Below are 19,907 nucleotides of genomic sequence, written 5' to 3'. Positions count from 1 at the left end.
CCATGCGCTACCCTTGCCGTCCACCTCAGGAGCATGCGATGAGCGCGGACAAGAACGAGCGCCAGCTGGAAACCGGCATCCACACCGATTTGTCGGGGCGGATGAGCTATGCGGGGTATCTGCACCTGGATCGGCTGCTGGATGCGCAGCATCCGTTGTCCAGTCCGGCCGAGCACGACGAGCTGTTGTTCATCGTCCAGCACCAAGTCTCCGAGTTGTGGATGAAGCTGATGATCCACGAACTCAAGGCCGCCGCCGGGCACCTGCGCGACGATAACGTGGGCGCTTGCCAGAAGGCGTTGGCGCGGTGCAAGAAGGTGCTCCATCAGCTGACCGAGATGTGGTCGGTACTGGAAACGCTGACGCCATCGGATTACATGCGGTTCCGCGACATCCTGGGACCGTCGTCGGGCTTCCAGTCGCTGCAGTACCGCCAGATCGAGTTCCTGCTGGGCAACAAGAATGCCGCGATGCTGAAGGTGTTCGCGCACGATCCGGCGGCGGAGGCAAGCTTGCGTGAGGTGCTGGAAAGCCCCGGGCTATATGACGAAGCGCTGAGCTATCTGAGCCGCCATGGCCATGCCGTGCCGGCGCATTTGTTGCAACGTGACTGGTCGCTGGCGCATGTCTCCGATCCCGGGCTGATCCCGGTGTTCGCGCGCATCTACGAGGATTCGGCGACCCATTGGCAGGCCTACCACCTGTGCGAGGATCTGGTGGACCTGGAAAGCCAGTTCCAGCTGTGGCGGTTCCGGCACATGAGCACGGTGTTGCGGATCATCGGCTTCAAGCGCGGTACCGGAGGGTCGTCGGGCGTGGGCTTCCTCAAGCAGGCGCTGGAGTTGACGTTTTTCCCCGAGCTGTTCGAGGTTCGCACCACCATTGGCACCAAACCGGGCAAGGCGCCCGCCGCAGCCGGCCCGTAACCGGCTTTACATCGGACAAATACCCCTGACGGATTGGTGCATTGCATCATAGCCCCATTCATTTGACGGACACGCAGGGAACCGGTTACACCTACGCGCTTCCGCCCGGTGCGAGTGCCGGGTGGTTCGCTCCGTACTGCGTGCCGTGAACCGGCCAGTGCAAGTCCAGACAGACAGTCCGCAGGGCCGTCGACCACCGTTTCGGGAGTAGCAAAACCAGTGGCCAGCAATCCAGCACCGTTCGGGGAAGGCAAGACCTTCCTGGGCCATCCACGCGGTCTTTTCGTACTGTTCTTCGCCGAGATGTGGGAGCGCTTCTCCTACTACGGCATGCGCGCGATCCTGATCTTCTATTTGCTGCAGCACTGGCTGTTCGCGGAGGAAAAGGCCTACATCATCTACGGCGCGTACACCGCGCTGGTCTACATCACTCCGGTGGTGGGCGGTTACATCGCCGATCGCTGGCTCGGGCAGCGCAAGGCGGTACAGTTCGGCGCCATCCTGCTGGTGATCGGCCACGGACTGATGGCGTTCGAAGGGCCCGGACCGGCAAGCGGCCTGGGTGCGGCGGAGATGCAGGGTTCGACCTACATCGAGGTGTTCTGGCTGGCACTGGCCTTCATCATCATGGGCGTCGGCTTCCTGAAGGCGAATATTTCGGTGATCGTGGGTCAGTTGTACGGCCAGGGCGATCCGCGTCGCGACCCGGCGTTCACGATCTTCTACATGGGCATCAACGTCGGCGCGGCCCTGGGCTCGTTGCTGGTTGCCTACCTGGGACAGACCTACGGCTGGGGCTGGGGCTTCGGCGCCGCTGGTGTCGGCATGCTCCTCGGCTTGATCGTGTTCGTCTGGGGGCGGCCGCACTTGCTCGGTCACGGTGAGGCGCCCGACGCCGACGCGCTCAAGCGCCCGGTGCTGGGCATTCCCCTGGAGTGGATGCTCTACGTGTCCGGCCTGGTCGGCGTGGTGATCGTCTGGGCGCTGGTTCAGTACCAGTCCGTCGTCGGTGGGCTGCTGGGCCTTACGGGCGCGGCCGTGGTGGCCTGGTTGCTGTACAACGCGGTGTTCAAGCTGGACAAGATCGATCGCGACCGGATTCTCGCGGCGCTGTTCCTGATCGCGCTGCAACCGCTGTTCTGGGCCCTGTTCGAGCAGGCCGGTTCCTCGCTGAACGTCTATACCGATGAAAACGTCAACCGGGAGCTGTTCGGGTGGACCGTACCGTCGGGCATGTTCCAGTCGCTCAACTCGATGTATATCATCCTGCTCGCGCCGGTGTTCGCCTGGTTGTGGCTATGGCTGGCAAGGCGTGGGCTGGAGCCTTCGACGCCGGCAAAGTTTGGTCTTGGCCTGATTCAGCTCGGTGCCGGGTTCCTGGTGCTGGTGGCCGGCGTGGTGGCGACCGGGACCGGCAATCCGACCCCGGTGATCTTCATCTTCCTGATCTACCTGCTGCACACGATGGGTGAGTTGTGCCTGTCGCCGGTGGGTTTGTCGGCCATGACCAAGCTGGCGCCGGCCAGCATGGTGAGCCTGATGATGGGTACGTGGTTCCTGGCCAGCGCGGCCGGCAACTTCATCGCCGGGCTGATTGCCCAGGCGACCAGTGGCAGTGCGGCCGGAGCCATCGAGGGGGCGACGCCGGTGATGGACGTCTACGGCCGGATCGGCTGGATCGCGATCGGGGTGGGTGTCGTGGTGATCCTGATCTCGCCATTCATCAAACGCCTGATGCATGAAGACGTCAAAGACCACCACAACCAGGAGTTGGCCGGTCAGAGCGAAATCGGCGAGCCGGCCGCGGCCGGTACCCGTCCGGACAAGGAACTCAGGTAACACCAGTCTGGTCTCAGCGCGGCCGGTGAATCGGCCGCGCAATCAAAAAGAAAACGGCGACCTCGGTCGCCGTTTTTGTTGCTCGTCATCCTCGCGAAGGCGGGGATCCATGGACTTTGATAGTCACGCACGTAACGTCCATGGGTTCCCGCCTTCGCGGGAATGACGGCACTTGCTCAGACATCAGACGCTTCCCTGCGACGGCGCCGCAGCGATGTCGATTTCCATCTCGTCCAGGCGATCCAGCCACTGGAACAACTGCTTGCGTTGTCCCGGATCCATGCCGCCGAACAAGCGCTGCTCGAACTCCAGTGCCATCGGTGCCACCTCGTCGTAGACGCGGTAGCCGGCCGCGCTCAGGCGCAGTATCGAGCGCCGACGGTCGTTCTCGTGCAGGGTCCGCTCCAGCCAGTCGGCCTCGATCAGTCGCGCTACCGCCCGGCTGACGGCGACCTTGTCCATCGCGGTGCGCTGGGTGACCTGGTTGGCCGACAGGTCCGGGTACCGCCCCAGCACCGCCATGACCCGCCATTCGGTCATCGCCAGCGAAAACCGGTCTGCATACAGTTGCGCGATTGCGGTGCTGAGCCGGTTGGACAGCACCGACAGCCGGTAGGGGAGGAAATGCTCCAGATCGAGTTGTGCATGATCCAGTTGTGGATGACCGCGTTGTGCGTGGCCCGGCTGGTCGCTGTTCATGTTGCACTGCGCCTTGCTTATGGTTTCATATGAAACTATAACCTTAAGCAGCGAGTCTGATGCAAAGCCCGCACATTCCGATGCGCGAGGCGTCCCCTATATCCGGTCAATAGTCCGGCCAACGTAATTCCAGGAGTCCCCCATGAGCGCCCAGCCCAACCTTGGCATGCAAGTCACCACGTTCGAAAACCCGCTTGGCATCGACGGCTTCGAGTTCGTCGAGTTCGCCGCGCCCCAAGGTCAGGGCGAGCAGCTGCATGAGTACTTCCGCAAGATGGGCTTCACCGCAGTGATGCACCACAAGACCCGTCCGATCACGCTGTACCGGCAGGGCGGGGTGAACTTCCTGGTCAATGACGACCCCGACAGCTTCGCGGCCGACTTCGCCAAGGCCCACGGCCCGTGTGCGACCGGTTTCGCGATCCGCTTCAAGCAACCGGCCGACAAGGTCTGCCAGACCGTGCTCGGCAATGGTGGCGAGTCGGTGGTGGACAAGGCCGACACCAAGGCGGTGGATGCGCCGGTGGTGAAGGGTATCGGCGATTGCATGCTGTACCTGGTCGATCGCTATGGCGACAAGGGCAGCGTCTATGAGGACTTCCTGCCGGTGCAGGGCGCCGACCAGGACCCGAAGGGGTTCGGCCTGACCTTCATCGACCACCTGACACACAACCTGTACTTCGGCAACATGGCCAAGTGGTCGGAGTACTACGAGAAGCTGTTCAACTTCCGCGAGATCAAGTACTTCGACATCAAGGGCGCCAAGACCGGGCTGGTGTCGAAGGCGATGACCGCGCCCGACGGCGTGGTGCGCATTCCGCTCAACGAGTCCAACGATCCCAAGAGCCAGATCAACGAGTATCTGGACGCCTACAAGGGCGAGGGCATCCAGCACATCGCCTGCTTCACCGACGACATCTACACCACGGTCGAAGCGATGCGAGCGTCGGGGATCGAGTTCCTGGACACCCCGGACACCTATTTCGATGTGATCGACCAGCGCGTCCCGAACCACGGTGAGGACGTGCCGCGCCTGCAGAGGAACAAGATCCTGCTCGACGCCGACCTGGAAACCAAGAAGCGCCTGCTGTTGCAGATCTTCACCACCAATGCGATCGGCCCGATCTTCTTCGAGATCATCCAGCGCAAGGGCAATGAAGGCTTCGGCGAAGGCAACTTCCAGGCACTGTTCGAGAGCATCGAGCGCGACCAGATCAAGCGCGGCGTGCTGTAAACCGCGCGGTAAAACAAGGTAGCAATTCGCCATGAAGTCGAACGGTTATCAATCGGGGTTTGGCAACGAGTTCGCGACCGAGGCGGTGGCGGGGACGCTGCCGATCGGTCGCAATTCGCCGCAGAAGGTCGCCCACGGCCTGTACGCCGAGCAGTTGTCCGGCACCGCGTTCACCGCACCGCGCCACGTCAACCGCCGCAGCTGGCTGTACCGGATCCGCCCGGCGGCGATGCACGGGCCGTTCTCGTTGCACGAGCAGCCGCGGCTGCACAGTGACTTCCAGTCCGGGCCGGTCACCCCGGACCAGTTGCGCTGGGATCCATTGCCACTGCCCGAGCAACCGACCGACTTTGTCGACGGCTTGTTCACGGTGGCGGGCAACGGCTCGCCCAGCGCCCAGACCGGCATCGGCATCCATCTGTATGCCGCCAACCGGTCGATGCAGGGGCGGTTTTTCTACGATGCCGATGGCGAGCTGCTGATCGTCCCGCAGCTCGGCCGGCTGCGCATCGCCACCGAGCTGGGGGTGCTGGAGGTCGAACCTCAGGAGATCGCGGTAATCCCGCGCGGGCTGCGATTCCGGGTCGAGCTGCTCGATCCGCAGGCCCGCGGCTACGTGTGCGAGAACTTCGGCGCGCTGCTGCAGTTGCCCGACCTGGGCCCGATCGGCAGCAATGGGCTGGCGAATTCGCGTGATTTCCTGACCCCCAACGCGGCCTTCGAGGACATCGACGCCCCGGCTGATGCGCCGTTCGAGCTGATCGGCAAGTTCCAGGGCCACCTGTGGCGTGCGGATATCGACCACTCGCCGCTGGATGTGGTCGGCTGGCACGGCAACTACGCGCCGTACAAATACGACCTGCGCCGGTTCAACGCGATCGGCTCGATCAGTTTCGACCATCCCGACCCGAGCATCTTCCTGGTGTTGCATTCGCCCAGCGACACGCCCGGCACCAGCAACATCGATTTCGCGATCTTCCCGCCGCGCTGGCTGGTGGCCCAGGATACGTTCCGGCCGCCGTGGTTCCATCGCAACATTGCCAGCGAGTTCATGGGGCTGGTGCAGGGCGCCTACGATGCGAAGGCGGAGGGTTTCGCACCCGGGGGATGCTCGCTGCACAACTCGATGACCGGCCACGGTCCCGATGCGGCAACCTTCGACAAGGCGAGTCGTGCCGAGCTGGACAAACCCGATGTGATTACCGACACGATGGCGTTCATGTTCGAGACCCGTGCGGTGATCCGGCCCACCAGCCAAGCAATGGCTGCGCCGCATCGCCAACGCGACTACCAGGCCTGCTGGTCCGGCTTGCAGAAGCGCTTCGATCCTGGTTGAGTCCGGCACGCCGAGTCCGGCACGCGCGCGCATGGGTACGCGCGGTGCTTCGCGCCGCATTCACGCCGCCTCGGTAGCCTGCGTCCATCACTGGACGTGGAGTTGTTGATGAAGCCTGGCCTGCCGAACTCGACCGTGCTGTCGCTCGCCCTCGCATTTGCGGTCGCCTTGACCATGGCCGGCTGCAGCGCCGACCGCGATGATGATCCCGGCTTCGCGGACGCGACGACGTCGCCGGCCGACCAGGCGGCGGTACTGGATCAGCCCGGCGAGGACATTCCGCCGGCTACCGCGCCACCGGGCACCGTGATGCCCGGCGAACTGCCGCAGGCCACTGATCCGGCGCCCGCCAAGGCCCGCTTCGATGGGTACGCCAATGTCGATTTCGGCATGGATACCGAGCAGGTCAGGCAGCTGTGGGACGCCGAGTTGAGCGGCAATCCAGCCGAGGGCGAATCGTGTTTTCACCTCAACCCGGTCGGCCAGCCGAGCATCGCCTATTTCGCGCTGATGTTCGTGGACGGGCGGTTTGCGCGCTACTCGGTCGCCAACGACGAGATGGTGGCGCCCGGTGGCGGCCAGCACGGAATGGATCGCAAGCAGATCGAACAACTTTATTCCGGCAGGATTGAGCAGACCCCGCACAAGTACGTCCCGGATGGCCAGTACCTGCGGATCAAGAATCCCGAAGGTGGCGACGGGGTGCTGGTATTCGCAACCGATGCCGATGGCATCGTCACCGAGTGGCGGGTCGGCGTCCCGCCTGCGGTCGACTACGTCGAGGGTTGTGCCTAGCGGGGCGTCCCGCTAGTTTTCTGACTCGTCATTCCCGTTTTTTGACTCGTCATCCCCGCGCAGGCGGGGATCCATGGACTTTGCCTTCAGTGAGTTAATCGGGGCGTTTGACCGACCGCGGCCGCCGGACGCTTCGGCAGGCGGACGTCAGGATAGAATCAGGAATCATTGACCACGGGGATCACCGGGATGCTGGAAACCGTCGGCTTGTTCGTAGCGGGATTGGTGCTGCTCGGTCTGGGCGGCGACTCCATCGTCAAGGGTGCTTCCGGACTGGCGCGCCATTGGGGGCTGTCGCCCTTCGTGGCCGGGTTGATGCTGGTGGCGTTCGGCACCTCGTTGCCGGAACTGGCGGTCAACCTGCAGGCGATCGCCAACGGCCAGCCTGGACTTGCGCTGGGCAACGCGGTGGGCAGCAACATTGTCAACTTCGGCCTGACCCTGGGCGCGGCCGCGCTGGCGGCACCGTTGCTGATCCAGTGGCGGGCGCTGTCGCCGCTGTTGCTGTGCCTGATCATCGGCACACTGCTGACCATCGTGCTGGGCTGGGATGGTCGCCTGGGGCGGATCGATGGCCTGGTCCTGCTGGCCGCGTTCGTGGCCACGGTGGCATTTGCGCTGGCGCGATCCCGGCGGGAATCCACTGAATTGCGCGAGCGCATCGAGGCATTCACCCGCACCGGTAGCGATCTTGGCCTGAACCTGCTTCGCTTCGGCATCGCCGCCGCGCTGCTGTACTTCGGCTCGCGCTGGGTGGTCGCCAGCGCGCCGGCCATCGGCGCCGAGCTGGGCATGCTGCCGCTGATGACCGGTTTGCTGCCGGTGGCGATCGGCACCGCGCTGCCCGAGGTCGCCGCGGCCGTGATGGCCGCGCGCCGGGGACAGGGCGACATGGTGGTCGGCCACGTGATCGGGTCCAGCCTGTTCAACCTGTTGCTGATCGTGGGCGGAATGGCGGCGTGGAGCACGTTGGCGCTGCCCGGCTCGTTTGTGCGCTTCGAGTTGCCGGCGGCGCTGGTGCTGGCGCTGATGCTGTATCCGATGCTGCGTGGCGACCTGTCGATCAATCGCCGTGAAGGCGCGATCCTGCTGCTGGCATTCGTGGCCTGGCTTGCCTACGAGCTGTTGACGCTGGCCTGACCGGGTCGTCGGGCCGTCAATGAGTGCCGTCAGGCTCACCGTCCGGACGCGGTGGCACGTGGGTGTCTTCGGGCTTGCCGGGCAATTGCGGGCGCTCGTCCATGCGCAACGACAACGCCGCCTTGGCCATCAGCTGCGCGCTGATCGGCGCGGTGATCAACAGGAACACGCTGATCAACAGCTCGCGCGGCTGCGGGTCGGTCCCGGCGAACGCGTGGTAGCCGACCGACGCCGCCAGCAGGCAGGCGACGCCCAGGGTGCTGGCCTTGGTCGGGCCATGCAGGCGCTTGAAGAACTCCGACAGTTTGACCAGGCTGAAGGCGCCCATGACGGTAAAGAAGCTGCCAACCAGCAGCAACAGCACCAGAGCCAGCTCAAACACGACCTGCAATACCGCGCTCATTCGACGATGTCCCGGCGCAGCACGTACTTGCACAACACCACGGTACTGCTGAAGCCGAGCATGGCGATGATCAATGCCGCCTCGAAATACACTGGCGTGCCCAGGTAGATGCCAAACAGCACCAGCTCGGCGATCGCGGTGACATTGAGCGTATCCAGGGCGAGGATGCGGTCCGGCACGGTCGGGCCACGCAACAGCCGCCACAATGCAAACAGCATCGCCAGTCCGATCATGCACATCGAGGCGACCACCGCCGCGCCCAGCAGGCTGGTACCAAAGACCTGGATACCGGTCACGGGAAGATCTCCATCAACGGGGTTTCATAACGACGCTTGATATTGTTGACCAGTTCCCGGGCGTCCTTTAGGTTCAGCACATGGATCAGCAGGTACCTGCGGTCGTCCGACAGCGCGGAGGTGACGGTGCCGGGGGTCAGGGTGATGAAGCTGGTCAAAACCGAGATGCCGTGGATGTTGTCGATGTCCAGTGGAAACCAGACGAATCCGGGGGTGATCGTGCTTTCGCGGCCGAGCACCAGGCGGGCGACCTCGATGTTGGACATCAGCACGTCCCAGGCCAGGATCCCCAGCATCCTGGGCACCAGCCGCAGGCTTCCGATGCGCGCGAACTCACGATCCAGCCGCGCGGCGAACAGCGGGATGAGCAGCCCCAGCAGGATCGCCAGTGAGAACTGGGCCGCACTGATCTCCGAGACCATCACCAGCCAGAACGCAATGACGGTCAGGGTCAGCGACGGCGAGGGTAGCCAACGCTTCCTGTTCACGGGCTCCTCCGTAGTGGCGAAGTCCCGCGTAACTGGTCGATGTAGTCGGTTGGAGACATCAACTGATGACCAGCAGCGCGGGTGTAATCAAGGATGGGAGCAGCGGCCAGGCTCATCGCAATACCGTAACCGAGCAGCAGGACGATCGCCGTGGTTTCCAGCCAGCGGGTGCCCGGGATGCGCCTTGCCGTGCCGATAGTGCCATCGGCGGCCATCGGCGGATGCTCCTCCGTGCGCCAGAACACACGGCTGCCGGCGCGCGCAAGGCCGACGATCACCATCAAGCTGGTGACCAGGATGGCGGTCCAGACCCAACCCACATCGGCGGCGGGTACTGCCTGCAGGAACGCCAGTTTGCCGATGAACCCGGACAGCGGCGGTATCCCGGCTACCGACATCGCCGCCACCAGGAACAGCATGCCGACCAGGCTGCGCGGTGGCGTCGGCGCGGGCAGTTCGGTGAAATCGCCGGCGTCGCCGCGGCCCTGACGGACCAGATCGGCGATCAGGAACAGTGCGGCAACCGCGAACACGCTGTGGGCCAGGTAATACAACCCGGCGCCAATAGTGTCGGGCTGGCGCAGGCCGAACATGATCAACAACGTCGCTGCCGACAACAGGACCAGGTAGGCCGCCAGCATCCGCAGCCGGGAAGCCGCCATGACCCCCAGCGCGGACACCGCCAGCGTCGCCAGTGCGGCGGGTATCAGCCAGTCCCAGCCATACCCGGCCAGGGTGCCGGCAGGCTCGCCCAGCATCAACGAACCCATCCGCAGCACCGCGTAGATGCCGACCTTGGTCATCACCACGAACAGTGCCGCCACCGCCGCGGGTGCGCGAGTGTAGGTTTCCGGCAGCCACAGGTACAACGGCAGCAGCGCGGCCTTGGCGCAGAACACCACCAGCAGCAGGCCGATGGTGGCCTTCAGCAGGGCCTGGTCGTGCGCCGGCACCTGGGCGATCTTGCCCGCCAGCTCGGCCATGTTGAGCGTGCCCAGCAGGCCATACAGCAACCCCAGGGCAATCAGGAACAGGGTCGAGGCGGCGACGTTGAAGGCGACGTAATGCAGGCCAGCGGCCATCCGTACCCCGCGCCCGCCGCTGAGCAGCAGGCCGTAGGAGGCGATCAGCAGGACCTCGAAGAACACGAACAGGTTGAAGATGTCGCCGGTCAGGAATGCGCCATTGAGGCCCATCAACTGGAACTGGAACAGGGCGTGGAAATGCGGCGCCCGCCGGTCCCAGCCCGAGCACGCGTGCAGCAGGCAGGCAACCGCGAGCAGGCCGGCGACCAGCACCATCAGCGCCGACAGGCGGTCGACCATCAACACGATGCCCAGCCGCGAGGGCCAGTCGCCCAGCAGATAGACAAGGATCTCGCCGTCGGCGGAGTGCGCCACCAGGGCGATTGCCGCGGCCAGGGTCGCCAGCATCGACACCCACGACACCGAACGCTGCACGGTGGTGCCGACCCGCCGATGCTCGACGAACAGCGAGAGTGCCGCGCCCAACAGCGGGATCAGTACCGGCAGGATCGCCAGGTGGTTCATGGCCGGCCCTCGCGGCCGGTCGGCGGCTCGGGCTCACGACCATTGACGTGGTCGGTGTTGTTGTCGGCGCGGCTGCGCATCGCCAGCACGATGATTACCGCGGTCATCGCGAAGGCGATCACGATCGCGGTCAGCACCAGCGCCTGGGGCAACGGGTCGGTGTAATGCTCCAGCGTGGCGGCAACCCCGTCCCGGATCACCGGCGGAGCGCCAACCACCGGCCGGCCGCCGGAAAAGATCAGCAGGTTGGTCGCATACGTCAGCAGGGTCAGGCCGAGGATCACGTCGAAACTGCGCGCGCGCAGGATCAGGTACACCGCGGCGGCCACGAGAATGCCAATTGCGCTGGCGATCGCCAATTCCATCACGCCACCTCCCCGGTTGCAGCCGAGCGGGTCGCCAGGTCGATCGTTCCGCGACGGGAGAGCATCTTCTTGGACGGCTTCAGGGTGCCCATCATCGACAGGATCAGCATCGTGCTGCCAAACACCACCAGATAGACGCCGACATCGAATGCGCTGGCACTGGCGAGGCCGATCGTGCCCAGCCACGGCAGCGTCAGGTCGTAATGCCCGCTGGTCAGGAACGGGTATCCCAGCGCCATCGAGGCGGCGCCGCTGAGCGCGGCCACGAGCAAGCCAATGCCGATGCAGCGGATGTAGTCAAACCCGAAGCGTGATTCCACCGAATTGGCACCCTGGATCACGTACTGCACCAGCACGGGTACCGCCAGGGTCAGGCCGGCGATGAAGCCGCCGCCGGGTGCGTTGTGGCCGCGCAGGAACAGGAAGATCGATACCACCAGGGTCAGTGGGAACAGTACCTGGGCCAGATCGGCCGGGACCGGCAGTTTGACCGGCTCGCCGGGCATGATTTTCTCCGGGGCGATCCGCGCGCGCCGTAGCATGGCATGCACGACCAGCCCGGCAATCGCGAACACGGTGATCTCGCCAAAGGTATCGAAGCCGCGGAAATCGACCAGGATCACGTTGACCACGTTGGCGCCGAACGCCTCGGGCAACGACCGCGCCAGCATCTCCCCGGCGATCGTGTCGGCTGGCCGGGTCATCATGGCCCAGGCCAGTGCGCCGACCCCGCCGCCGGCCACCACCGCGATCAGTCCGTCCCGGCCGCGACGCAGCCTGGAGCGCTCGGGCGGCGAATCCTTGGGCAGGTAGTGCAGGCCTAGCAGCATCAGCGACAGGGTGACCGTTTCGACCAGCAACTGGGTCAGCGCCAGGTCCGGCGCGGATAGCGCGACGAAGGTCAGGCTTACCGACAGGCCGACCCCGCTCATTGCGATCAACGCCAGCAGCCGGTGGCGGTACAGTGCCACGGCGGTCACCGCGCAGCCGACCATCAGCAACCACAGCACCCAGGCCACCAGCGGCATCGACTGGGTGATCCGGTCGACGGGCAGCGGTTGCGGATCGCCCCACGCCGCCACAAACGGAGCCGCGCCGGCGGCAATCGACACCAGCACCAGCGCCAGCATGCTGCGTTGCACGCTGTCGTTGGCCAGCATGTGGGTGAAACGCCGCGCCAGGTGGAACAAGGCGTCCACGTTGAAATGGAACAGCCGTCGGCCCAGGGAATTGCGCACGTTGGCGTGCAGGTCGATCAGCCGGCGCAGGCCGAAATACAGTACGACCCCGCCCAGTATCCCGCCCAGGCTCATCACCAGCGGCCGGTTGAAGCCATGCCAGACCGCCAGGCTGTAGGCCGGAACCTGGTCGCCAAGCACGCCATGAGCGGCCGCCGCCAGCAGCGGGCCGACCGTCCACTGCGGCGCGATGCCGACCGCCACGCAGGTCACCGCCAGGATCGCGACCGGCACCTGCATGAAGCGGGGTGGCTCGTGGATATCCCGGTCGACAGCACGCGGCCCGGCGCCGAAGAAGGTCTCATGCACGAAACGCAGGCTGTAGGCGACGCCGAACACCGCGAACGCGAGCGCGGCCAGGCTGACCGCCAGTCGCGTCGCATCCGGGCCCGGGAGCTCCAGCGCCTGGGCGAAGAACATCTCCTTGGACAGGAAGCCGTTGAGCAACGGGATGCCCGCCATTGCCAGGCTCGCCACGATCGCCAGCGCGCTGGTGTAGGGCAGGTAGCGACGCAGGTTGCCCAGCCGCCGCATGTCGCGGGTTCCGGTCTCGTGGTCGATGATCCCCGAGGCCATGAACAGCGAGGCCTTGAAGGTAGCGTGGTTGAGGATGTGGAACAGCCCGGCGACCACCGCGAAGGGCGTCGACAGGCCAAACAGCAAGGTGATCAGGCCCAGGTGGGAGATGGTCGAGTACGCCAGCAGGCCTTTCAGGTCGTTCTGGAAGATCGCGCTCCACGCGCCCACCAGCATCGTGATCGCGCCCACCGAACTGACCACGTAGAAGAACAGGTCGGTGCCGGCCAGCACCGGATGCAACCGCGCCAGCAGGAACACGCCGGCCTTCACCATCGTCGCCGAATGCAGGTAGGCCGACACCGGGGTCGGCGCGGCCATCGCATGCGGCAACCAGAACTGGAACGGGAACTGCGCGCTCTTGGTGAATACCCCGCCCAGCACCAGCGCCAGCACCCACGGATACAGCGCGTGGGCACGGATCGTATCGCCGGCCAGCAGTACCGCGTCCAGCTCGTAGCTGCCCACGATGTGGCCGATCATGATCACCCCGGCCAGCAATGCCAGGCCGCCGCCGGCAGTGATGGCCAGTGCCATCTTCGCGCCTTCGCGGGCGTCCTCGCGGTGGTTCCAGAAGCCGATCAACAAGAATGAAGTGATCGAGGTCAGCTCCCAGAACACCATCAGCAGCAACAGGTTGCCGGCGATCACCATGCCCAGCATCGAGCCCATGAACAGCAGCAGGAACGCGTAGAACCGGCGCGCCTTCTCCTGCGACCCCAGGTAGTAATGCGAATACATCACCACCAGCCCGCCAACCCCCAGCACCATCGCGGCGAACATCCACGCCAAGCCGTCCAGCCGCAACGACAGCGCCAGCCCCAGTTGCGGGATCCACGGCACGCTGAAGCGCAAGACCTCGCCGGCCAACACCTGCGGCGCCATCGCGACCAACGCCAGCATGCCCAGCAGCGGCGGACCGCCCGCCAGCCACGCCGTGGTCCGCCGGCTTGCACCACGGGCCAATATCACCCAGGCGGCGAAAGCGAATGGCAGGGCTAGCACGAGTGGCAGCAATGTGACTCCAGTAGATGCGTATGCGGTCGCCGCTACTGCGACGCGATACGGGATCGCCGATTCTAACTGACATGCGCCAACTGATTCGTCCCGATTTTCCCTCCGGATTCGCCGCGCTGGATGCCGAGCCAGTACCCGCGGTTATGCTGGTGCGCCACGAGCGGTGCAGGAAAAGTCCATGGGTGAGGCACTGATGTTTGGCGGCAGCGGCCAGATCGGCCGCGCGGTGCTGTCGTGCCTGCCGACCGAAACGTGGCGGGTGCTCGCCGTCTCGCGCCATCCCCGCAGTGGCGAGGATGACGATGGTGTGCGCTGGCTGCCGGGTGAACTGGACGCTCCTCCACCATTGCCTGCCCGGGTCGACGTGATTTTCAGCTGCGGCCCACTGGATGGGTTTGCCCGCTGGTATCGCAAGACCGGGATCCGGGCCAACCGGGTGATCGCGTTCGGCTCCACCAGCGTGGAGTCCAAACAGGACTCGGTTGAGCCGGGCGAGCGGAACCTCGCCAACCGCCTGGCACAGGCCGAGCAACAGGTGTTCGACATCGCTGCCGCGCGCGGGGCCGCCGCCACGGTGTTGCGGCCGACGCTGGTCTACGGTGCCGGGCGCGATGCCAGCCTGACCCGGATTGCCTCACTGGGCCAACGCTGGGGCCGGTTCCCGCTTCCCCGCGGGGCTGGTGGACTGCGCCAGCCGGTGCACGTGGACGACCTGGCGGCCGCTGCCGTCGCCTGCCTGGATCAGCCCGCCAGCCATGGCCACGCCTATGCCTTGCCCGGCGGGGAAACCCTGCCGTATCGCGAGATGGTTGCGCGGGTGCTGGCGGCCTTGCAGCCTCCTGCGCGATTGCTGGAGTTGCCAGCGCCGGTGTTCACCCTGGCGCTGCGGCTGGCCCAGGCCGGTGGACTGGGCAGTGGTCTGGGCGCCGCCGCAGTTGCCCGCATGCGGTGCGACCTGGTGTTCGATATCGAGCCGGCGCGACGTGACCTGGGGTACGCGCCGCGGCGGTTTCAACCGGTTGCGGCGATGTTCCAGCCATAGCCGCAGCGACGGCGGGCCAGCCCGTCGCAGGAAACCGATGCGCTAGATATCGCGCGCCTGCGGCATCGTCCGCGACTTCTTCAGTGCACGGATGGCGACCCCAAGCACGCCGCCGAGCACCATCGCTCCGCCGATGAAAAGCCGCGGGCCCGGCTGGTCACCGTAAAACGCGATACCCAGCCCCACGGCGATCACCGGCACCAGCAACATCCACGGCGTGACCTGGGCCACCGGATAGCGCTGGACCAGCATGTAATACAAGCCATGGCCGAGCAGTGACGAGACGAACGCGGCATAGGCCACGCCGACCCAGCCGACCCAGCTCACCGTTGCCAGCGACACGATCCCGCCGGGCTCCAGCCACGCGCTGATCGCCAGCAACGGCAGCACTGCGATGGCCGCCGTCCAGCCCTGCATGCTGAAGGCATCCACGCCGCGCAAGCCCTTCATCAGTACTGTGCCGATGGCCAGGAACGCGGCCGCGAACAACATCAGCACCACCGCCTCCCACTGCTCCAGTACCGACGGATCCAGGCCGAGCACCAGCACGCCGCCGAAACTGATTGCGATCGCCAGGCCGGTACGCCAGGCAAACCGCTCGCCCAGCACTACCCACGCCAGCAGCGCGGTCATCGGGATATAGCTCTGGACCACGATCGCCGGCGATGACAGATCCCCGGCCATCTTCAGGGCGAGGAAGCTGAGCCCGAAGTGCAGCACGCCCACGCAGATGCAGATCGCGATCAGCCGTGTCCACTGGCCCGGTGGCGGCCGCTTCATCCAGAACATCAGCGGCAACCCCAGTGCAATGAAGCGCAACGCGGTGTACAGGAACGGAGGGATCTCCTGCAGCGCAAAGGCCGAGGTCAGGAAGTTCCCCGCCCAGGCCACGCAGACCAGCAGAATCAAAACGATATCGCGCGGAGACATGCAAAGGTTTCCAGTTGGTTGGCCCGTGGGTGCGGGCCGGAGGGCAAAACAGGGGCACGGTCAGTAGCTTGCCAACCGAAGATGACGGCGGTGGGTGCCCCGAAGCTGTTGGCGACAATGCGCCCGGTGTCAGTACTTCCAGCCCAGCTTGCGGTAGAGCTTGGACAGTACCCAGGCAGGGCCAATCAGGAGATAGGTCAGGTCGGTCAGGAAGCTGGGTTTGCGGCCCTCGTACTTATGGCCAATGAACTGGCCGATCCAGGCCACCACGAACACGCCGACACCCGCCCACAACAGGGTCATGACCCCGTAGGCATCGAAGATCCAGCGACTGACAAAGGCCATCAGCACGAACATCGCCAGCATCCCCAATCCAAGCGGTCGCGACTGGCGGTAATAAAACAGGGTCGCGGCGAATATCGCCACCCCGGCCCAGAAGCCGTCCCGGAACCAGCTGCCGGGCGCCGGGATGCACCACAACAGCGCGACCACGCTCCACGCAATGGCCGGCACGCAAACCACGTGGATCCACTGGTTGGTGGCGTTGCGGTGGTCACCGGAATAATGGGCGAACCAGCGATCAATCGGGCGTTGTGTCGTAGCCATGGTGTGCCTGCCTGTCCAGTCAGTCGATGTTGATTCCCGCCAGCCTCTGCAAGGCGTCAGCGTAACGTGCCCGGGTGCGGTCAATCACCTCGGCCGGCAGCGAAGGACCGGGCGCCGTCTTGTCCCAGTCCACGGTTTCCAGGTAATCGCGCACGATCTGCTTGTCGTAGCTGGGTGGGCTGGTACCCGGCTGGTATTCGTCAGCCGGCCAATAGCGCGACGAGTCCGGGGTCAGCATCTCGTCCATCACGTACAAATGACCATCCGCGTCGGTACCGAACTCGAACTTGGTATCGGCCAGCAGGATGCCGCGCTCGGCCGCGTAGTCGGCGGCAAACCGGTACAGCCGCAGCGTCGCGTCGCGTACCGCCTCGGCCAACTCGGCACCGCACAGGCGTACCGCGGTGTCGAAATCGATGTTCTCGTCGTGCTCGCCCACCCCGGCCTTGGTCGACGGGGTGAAGATCGGTTCGGCCAGCTTGCCCGCTTGTGGCAGGCCATCGGGCAGTGCGATGCCGCTGATCCGACCGGTGCGCTGGTAGTCCTTCCAGCCGCTGCCGATCACGTAGCCGCGGGCGATGCACTCGATGGGCACCGGCTTCAGGCGTTTGGCCACCACCGCGCGCTTCTGGTAGATGCTGGCGTCGACGCCGGCCGGCAACACCGTCGCCACGTCGATGCCGGTCAGGTGGTTGCGCACGATGTGGGCGGTCTTGTCGAACCAGAAATTGCTGATCTGGCACAGCATCTCGCCCTTGCCGGGGATCGGGTCGGGCAGCACGACGTCGAAGGCACTCAACCGGTCGGTGGCGACCATCAACAGGTAGTCGCCGGGTGGGGTGTCCGGCGGTAAACGCTCGGCCGGCAGGTCGAACACGTCGCGAACCTTGCCGCGGTGACGCAGTGGCAGGCCGGGAAGGTCGGATTCGGAAAGCGATCGTCGCAGCAGTGTCGTGGACAATTGGAGCCCCTCGGTGGTACGCGCAGCATGGCAGAACCTGCCGCGGGGCACCGCTGGCTTTCGCGCACGGGGCGCGACAGGGTCGAGCAGTGTACGCCGGCTCGCGCATGCGTGCAGGTACACTGACCTGTCTGACCACAAGTACGTCCCGGGGCTTGATGAAACGTTGGTACGGAAAATTGCTGGGCGTCTTCGCCGGCGCCGCCCTGGTGCGGTTCAACCCCTTGCTGGGCGGACTGATCGGGCTATTGATCGGGCACGCCTTTGATGTCGACTGGTTCCGGCTGCGGCGCGACGACCCCTACGCCGCGCTGGGACTGACGGCGCAGGCCTCGGATGTGGAAATCGACCGCGCCTACCGCCGCCTGATTTCCCAGTACCACCCTGATCGCCTGGAGGGCGCTGCCAGCGAGTTGCGCCAGCAGGCCGAGCACAAGGCGCGCCAGATCAACGGCGCCTATGACCGCATCAAGACCCTGCGCAAGCGCAAATAGCCGGCGCAAGTCGCCAGCGCCAACACTTGTCGTCGAGCCCCCGCCCATCGAGTCCCGCCATGCAGCCGACCATCATTTCCCCGTCGATCCTTTCCGCCGATTTCGCACGCCTGGGCGAGGAGGTCGACAACGTCATCGCCGCCGGCGCCGACTGGGTCCATTTCGACGTGATGGACAACCACTACGTGCCCAACCTGACCATCGGGCCGATGGTCTGCCAGGCACTGCGCAAGCATGGCGTGACCGCACCGATCGACGTCCATCTGATGGTCGAGCCGGTCGACCGCATCGTGCCGGACTTCGCCCAGGCCGGGGCGAACATGATCAGCTTCCATCCCGAGGCCGTGCGTCACGTTCATCGCACCATCCAGTTGATCAAGTCGCACGGTTGCCAGGCCGGCGTGGTGTTGAACCCGGCGACCTCGCTGGACGTGCTGGACTGGGTGTTGGAGGACGTGGACATGGTGCTGCTGATGTCGGTCAACCCGGGGTTTGGTGGCCAGTCGTTCATCCCGTCCACGCTGGCCAAGCTGCGTCAGGTGCGCGAGCGGATTGATGCCAGCGGCCGGGCAATCCGGCTCGAAGTCGACGGCGGGGTCAAGCCCGACAACATCGCCGATATTGCCGCCGCCGGGGCCGACACCTTCGTGGCCGGCTCGGCGATCTTCAACGCCGGCGACTACGCCGAGGTGATCGGTCGGATGAAGGCCGCGGTAGCCGACGCGCGTCGCTGAACAGAGCGCCACCTTCACCACTGCATTGCTAGTGTCCTGTCATGAACGCACCCACGAACATTGAGTCGAATCCGGTCGGATCCGGGCAGCGTTGGCGGTTGATCCTCAATGGCAAGTCCGCCGGCGATGAGGCGTTGCGCGCCGCAGTCATGACGATGCGCGAACACGGCGTCGCGCTCAGCGTGCGGGTGACCTGGGAAAGCGGCGACGCCGAGCGCTACGTGGCCGAGGCCATTGCGGACGGCGTCGACACGATCGTGGCGGCCGGCGGCGATGGCACGCTCAGTGCGGTGGCGACCACTCTTGCACATCGCGACGAAGCCGCCGAAAACCTGCCTACCCTCGGCCTGGTGCCGATGGGCACCGCGAACGATTTTGCCACCGTGGCGCAGATCCCGGTCGAGGCCGAGGCCGCGCTGGAGCTGGTACGAGTCACCGCCGCGCAGCCGATCGACTTGCTGCGGATCGACAGTGCGGAGCAGACCCACTGGTGTGCCAACCTGGTCAGCGGCGGTTTCGGCACCCAGGTCACGGTGGAGACCGACGAGGGTTTGAAGAAGATCCTTGGTGGCCTGGCCTACCTGGTGACCGGCATCGCCAAGCTCGGCCGGATCGAGGCGATTCCGGCACGGATCCATGCAACCACCGTGGCGGGCGACGAGTTCAACTGGGAAGGTGGCTTCATTGCGCTGGGGGTCGGCAACGGTCGCCAGGCGGGCGGCGGACAGGCGCTATGTCCGGACGCGGTGATCGATGACAGCCTGCTCGACCTGACCATCGTGCCGGAGCTGGAAGGTGAGGTCGGCAGCACCGTGGCCGCGCTGTTGGCGGAAGGCAAGGAGGCCGCGCTGGACCGCATTGCGGTGCGCCGGCAATTGCCCTGGGTGCAGATCGAGACTTCCGCCCCGTTGACCCTGAACCTGGATGGCGAGCCGGTGGAATCGACCCGCTTTCGGATCGACTGCGTGCCCGGTCGCATCCGCATGCACCTGCCGCCCGGTTGCCCGTTGCTGCGCCCGCCAGGGAACCCGCTGTCGTCGGCGACTGGTGAGGATGCGCCGGATCCGACTGAGCTTGCGCCTGCCCTGCTTCCGGCGTGAGTGATGCAGGACGCGCCGGCAACCCGCCCGTCGCGTACTCGCGGCGAAGCAGCTAAAGTACGCCCATGAATTTCCGGGCAAACCCGATTTCCTGCAATGCCGACACCGGTTGGCGATGGTGGCGTGCCGCCATCGTCC

At 65.4% G+C, this 19,907-nt stretch carries 20 protein-coding genes; 10 read left to right on the top strand and 10 right to left on the bottom strand.

All coding sequences use genetic code 11. The annotated features are described in order from the left end of the window. Positions 1-38: 38 nt before the first annotated feature. The gene (locus ACW5DN_RS09740) at positions 39-926 is read left to right on the top strand and encodes a tryptophan 2,3-dioxygenase (RefSeq protein WP_456962480.1); all 888 of its coding nucleotides are present in this window, start codon (positions 39-41) and stop codon (positions 924-926) included. A gap of 219 nt (positions 927-1,145) precedes the next feature. After that, positions 1,146-2,765, top strand: a complete 1,620-nt coding sequence (locus ACW5DN_RS09735) for a peptide MFS transporter (protein ID WP_456962479.1) — start codon at positions 1,146-1,148, stop codon at positions 2,763-2,765. 183 nt (positions 2,766-2,948) lie between these two features. Here the strand turns inward: ACW5DN_RS09735 and ACW5DN_RS09730 are convergent, their stop codons facing one another. Beyond that, positions 2,949-3,464, bottom strand: a complete 516-nt coding sequence (locus ACW5DN_RS09730) for a MarR family winged helix-turn-helix transcriptional regulator (protein ID WP_456962478.1) — start codon at positions 3,462-3,464, stop codon at positions 2,949-2,951. Between the two features lie 142 nt (positions 3,465-3,606). Between ACW5DN_RS09730 and hppD the strand changes: the two genes are divergently transcribed. From hppD to ACW5DN_RS09710, 4 genes are all read left to right on the top strand, one after another. Next, positions 3,607-4,698: a 4-hydroxyphenylpyruvate dioxygenase gene (gene hppD / locus ACW5DN_RS09725; protein WP_456962477.1), complete on the top strand. Its 1,092-nt coding sequence runs from the start codon at positions 3,607-3,609 to the stop codon at positions 4,696-4,698. Positions 4,699-4,729: 31 nt separating this feature from the next. Next, positions 4,730-6,034 carry a homogentisate 1,2-dioxygenase gene (hmgA, locus tag ACW5DN_RS09720; RefSeq protein WP_456962476.1) on the top strand — a complete coding sequence of 435 codons (1,305 nt, stop codon included), beginning with the start codon at positions 4,730-4,732 and terminating at the stop codon, positions 6,032-6,034. A gap of 108 nt (positions 6,035-6,142) precedes the next feature. Next, positions 6,143-6,829 (top strand): lectin, encoded by a 687-nt coding sequence (locus ACW5DN_RS09715; protein ID WP_456962475.1) that lies wholly within the window; start codon positions 6,143-6,145, stop codon positions 6,827-6,829. A gap of 189 nt (positions 6,830-7,018) precedes the next feature. Next, complete coding sequence (locus ACW5DN_RS09710; RefSeq protein WP_456963028.1) at positions 7,019-7,969, top strand: calcium/sodium antiporter; 951 nt, start codon at positions 7,019-7,021, stop codon at positions 7,967-7,969. Positions 7,970-7,985: 16 nt separating this feature from the next. Here the strand turns inward: ACW5DN_RS09710 and ACW5DN_RS09705 are convergent, their stop codons facing one another. From ACW5DN_RS09705 to ACW5DN_RS09680, 6 genes are read right to left on the bottom strand one after another with little or no spacing between them, the layout of a single operon-like run. Continuing rightward, on the bottom strand, positions 7,986-8,372 hold the full coding sequence (locus ACW5DN_RS09705; RefSeq protein ID WP_456962474.1) for a Na+/H+ antiporter subunit G: 387 nt from the start codon (positions 8,370-8,372) through the stop codon (positions 7,986-7,988). After that, a complete protein-coding gene (locus tag ACW5DN_RS09700) occupies positions 8,369-8,611 on the bottom strand; it encodes a K+/H+ antiporter subunit F (protein WP_456963027.1) in 243 nt (80 codons plus the stop codon). Before ACW5DN_RS09700 ends, ACW5DN_RS09705 begins: the two co-directional genes overlap by 4 nt. 53 nt (positions 8,612-8,664) lie before the next feature. After that, positions 8,665-9,156, bottom strand: coding sequence for a Na+/H+ antiporter subunit E (locus ACW5DN_RS09695; protein WP_456962473.1), 492 nt, complete (start codon positions 9,154-9,156; stop codon positions 8,665-8,667). Next, positions 9,153-10,706 (bottom strand): monovalent cation/H+ antiporter subunit D, encoded by a 1,554-nt coding sequence (locus ACW5DN_RS09690; protein WP_456962472.1) that lies wholly within the window; start codon positions 10,704-10,706, stop codon positions 9,153-9,155. Before ACW5DN_RS09690 ends, ACW5DN_RS09695 begins: the two co-directional genes overlap by 4 nt. Beyond that, positions 10,703-11,071 (bottom strand): Na+/H+ antiporter subunit C, encoded by a 369-nt coding sequence (locus tag ACW5DN_RS09685; RefSeq protein ID WP_456962471.1) that lies wholly within the window; start codon positions 11,069-11,071, stop codon positions 10,703-10,705. Before ACW5DN_RS09685 ends, ACW5DN_RS09690 begins: the two co-directional genes overlap by 4 nt. Further along, entirely contained in the window at positions 11,071-13,899 is a 2,829-nt protein-coding gene (locus ACW5DN_RS09680) for a monovalent cation/H+ antiporter subunit A (RefSeq protein ID WP_456963026.1), read from the bottom strand. Before ACW5DN_RS09680 ends, ACW5DN_RS09685 begins: the two co-directional genes overlap by 1 nt. 181 nt (positions 13,900-14,080) lie before the next feature. Between ACW5DN_RS09680 and ACW5DN_RS09675 the strand changes: the two genes are divergently transcribed. Further along, positions 14,081-14,944: an NAD-dependent epimerase/dehydratase family protein gene (locus ACW5DN_RS09675; RefSeq protein ID WP_456962470.1), complete on the top strand. Its 864-nt coding sequence runs from the start codon at positions 14,081-14,083 to the stop codon at positions 14,942-14,944. A 42-nt stretch (positions 14,945-14,986) separates the two neighbouring features. On the opposite strand, the gene ACW5DN_RS09670 is transcribed toward ACW5DN_RS09675, so the two are convergent. The 3 genes from ACW5DN_RS09670 to ACW5DN_RS09660 all read right to left on the bottom strand — a co-directional run bounded on the left by ACW5DN_RS09670 (position 14,987) and on the right by ACW5DN_RS09660 (position 17,441). Beyond that, positions 14,987-15,874 carry a DMT family transporter gene (locus tag ACW5DN_RS09670; protein WP_456962469.1) on the bottom strand — a complete coding sequence of 296 codons (888 nt, stop codon included), beginning with the start codon at positions 15,872-15,874 and terminating at the stop codon, positions 14,987-14,989. A gap of 129 nt (positions 15,875-16,003) precedes the next feature. Continuing rightward, positions 16,004-16,480, bottom strand: a complete 477-nt coding sequence (locus ACW5DN_RS09665; RefSeq protein WP_456962468.1) for an Mpo1 family 2-hydroxy fatty acid dioxygenase — start codon at positions 16,478-16,480, stop codon at positions 16,004-16,006. Between the two features lie 19 nt (positions 16,481-16,499). Continuing rightward, entirely contained in the window at positions 16,500-17,441 is a 942-nt protein-coding gene (locus tag ACW5DN_RS09660; RefSeq protein WP_456962467.1) for a phosphoribosylaminoimidazolesuccinocarboxamide synthase, read from the bottom strand. A 158-nt stretch (positions 17,442-17,599) separates the two neighbouring features. Between ACW5DN_RS09660 and ACW5DN_RS09655 the strand changes: the two genes are divergently transcribed. The 3 genes from ACW5DN_RS09655 to yegS are packed head-to-tail and all read left to right on the top strand — an operon-like array spanning position 17,600 to position 19,769. Next, positions 17,600-17,935: a J domain-containing protein gene (locus tag ACW5DN_RS09655; protein WP_456962466.1), complete on the top strand. Its 336-nt coding sequence runs from the start codon at positions 17,600-17,602 to the stop codon at positions 17,933-17,935. 59 nt (positions 17,936-17,994) lie between these two features. Then, positions 17,995-18,669, top strand: coding sequence for a ribulose-phosphate 3-epimerase (gene rpe / locus ACW5DN_RS09650; RefSeq protein ID WP_456962465.1), 675 nt, complete (start codon positions 17,995-17,997; stop codon positions 18,667-18,669). 41 nt (positions 18,670-18,710) lie between these two features. Continuing rightward, positions 18,711-19,769 (top strand): lipid kinase YegS, encoded by a 1,059-nt coding sequence (yegS, locus tag ACW5DN_RS09645; protein WP_456962464.1) that lies wholly within the window; start codon positions 18,711-18,713, stop codon positions 19,767-19,769. Positions 19,770-19,907: the final 138 nt, after the last annotated feature.

This window comes from Lysobacter sp. A289, assembly GCF_054072675.1.
Note: the sequence above shows the minus strand (reverse complement) of the source record. Positions and strands in the feature narration are given on the sequence as shown.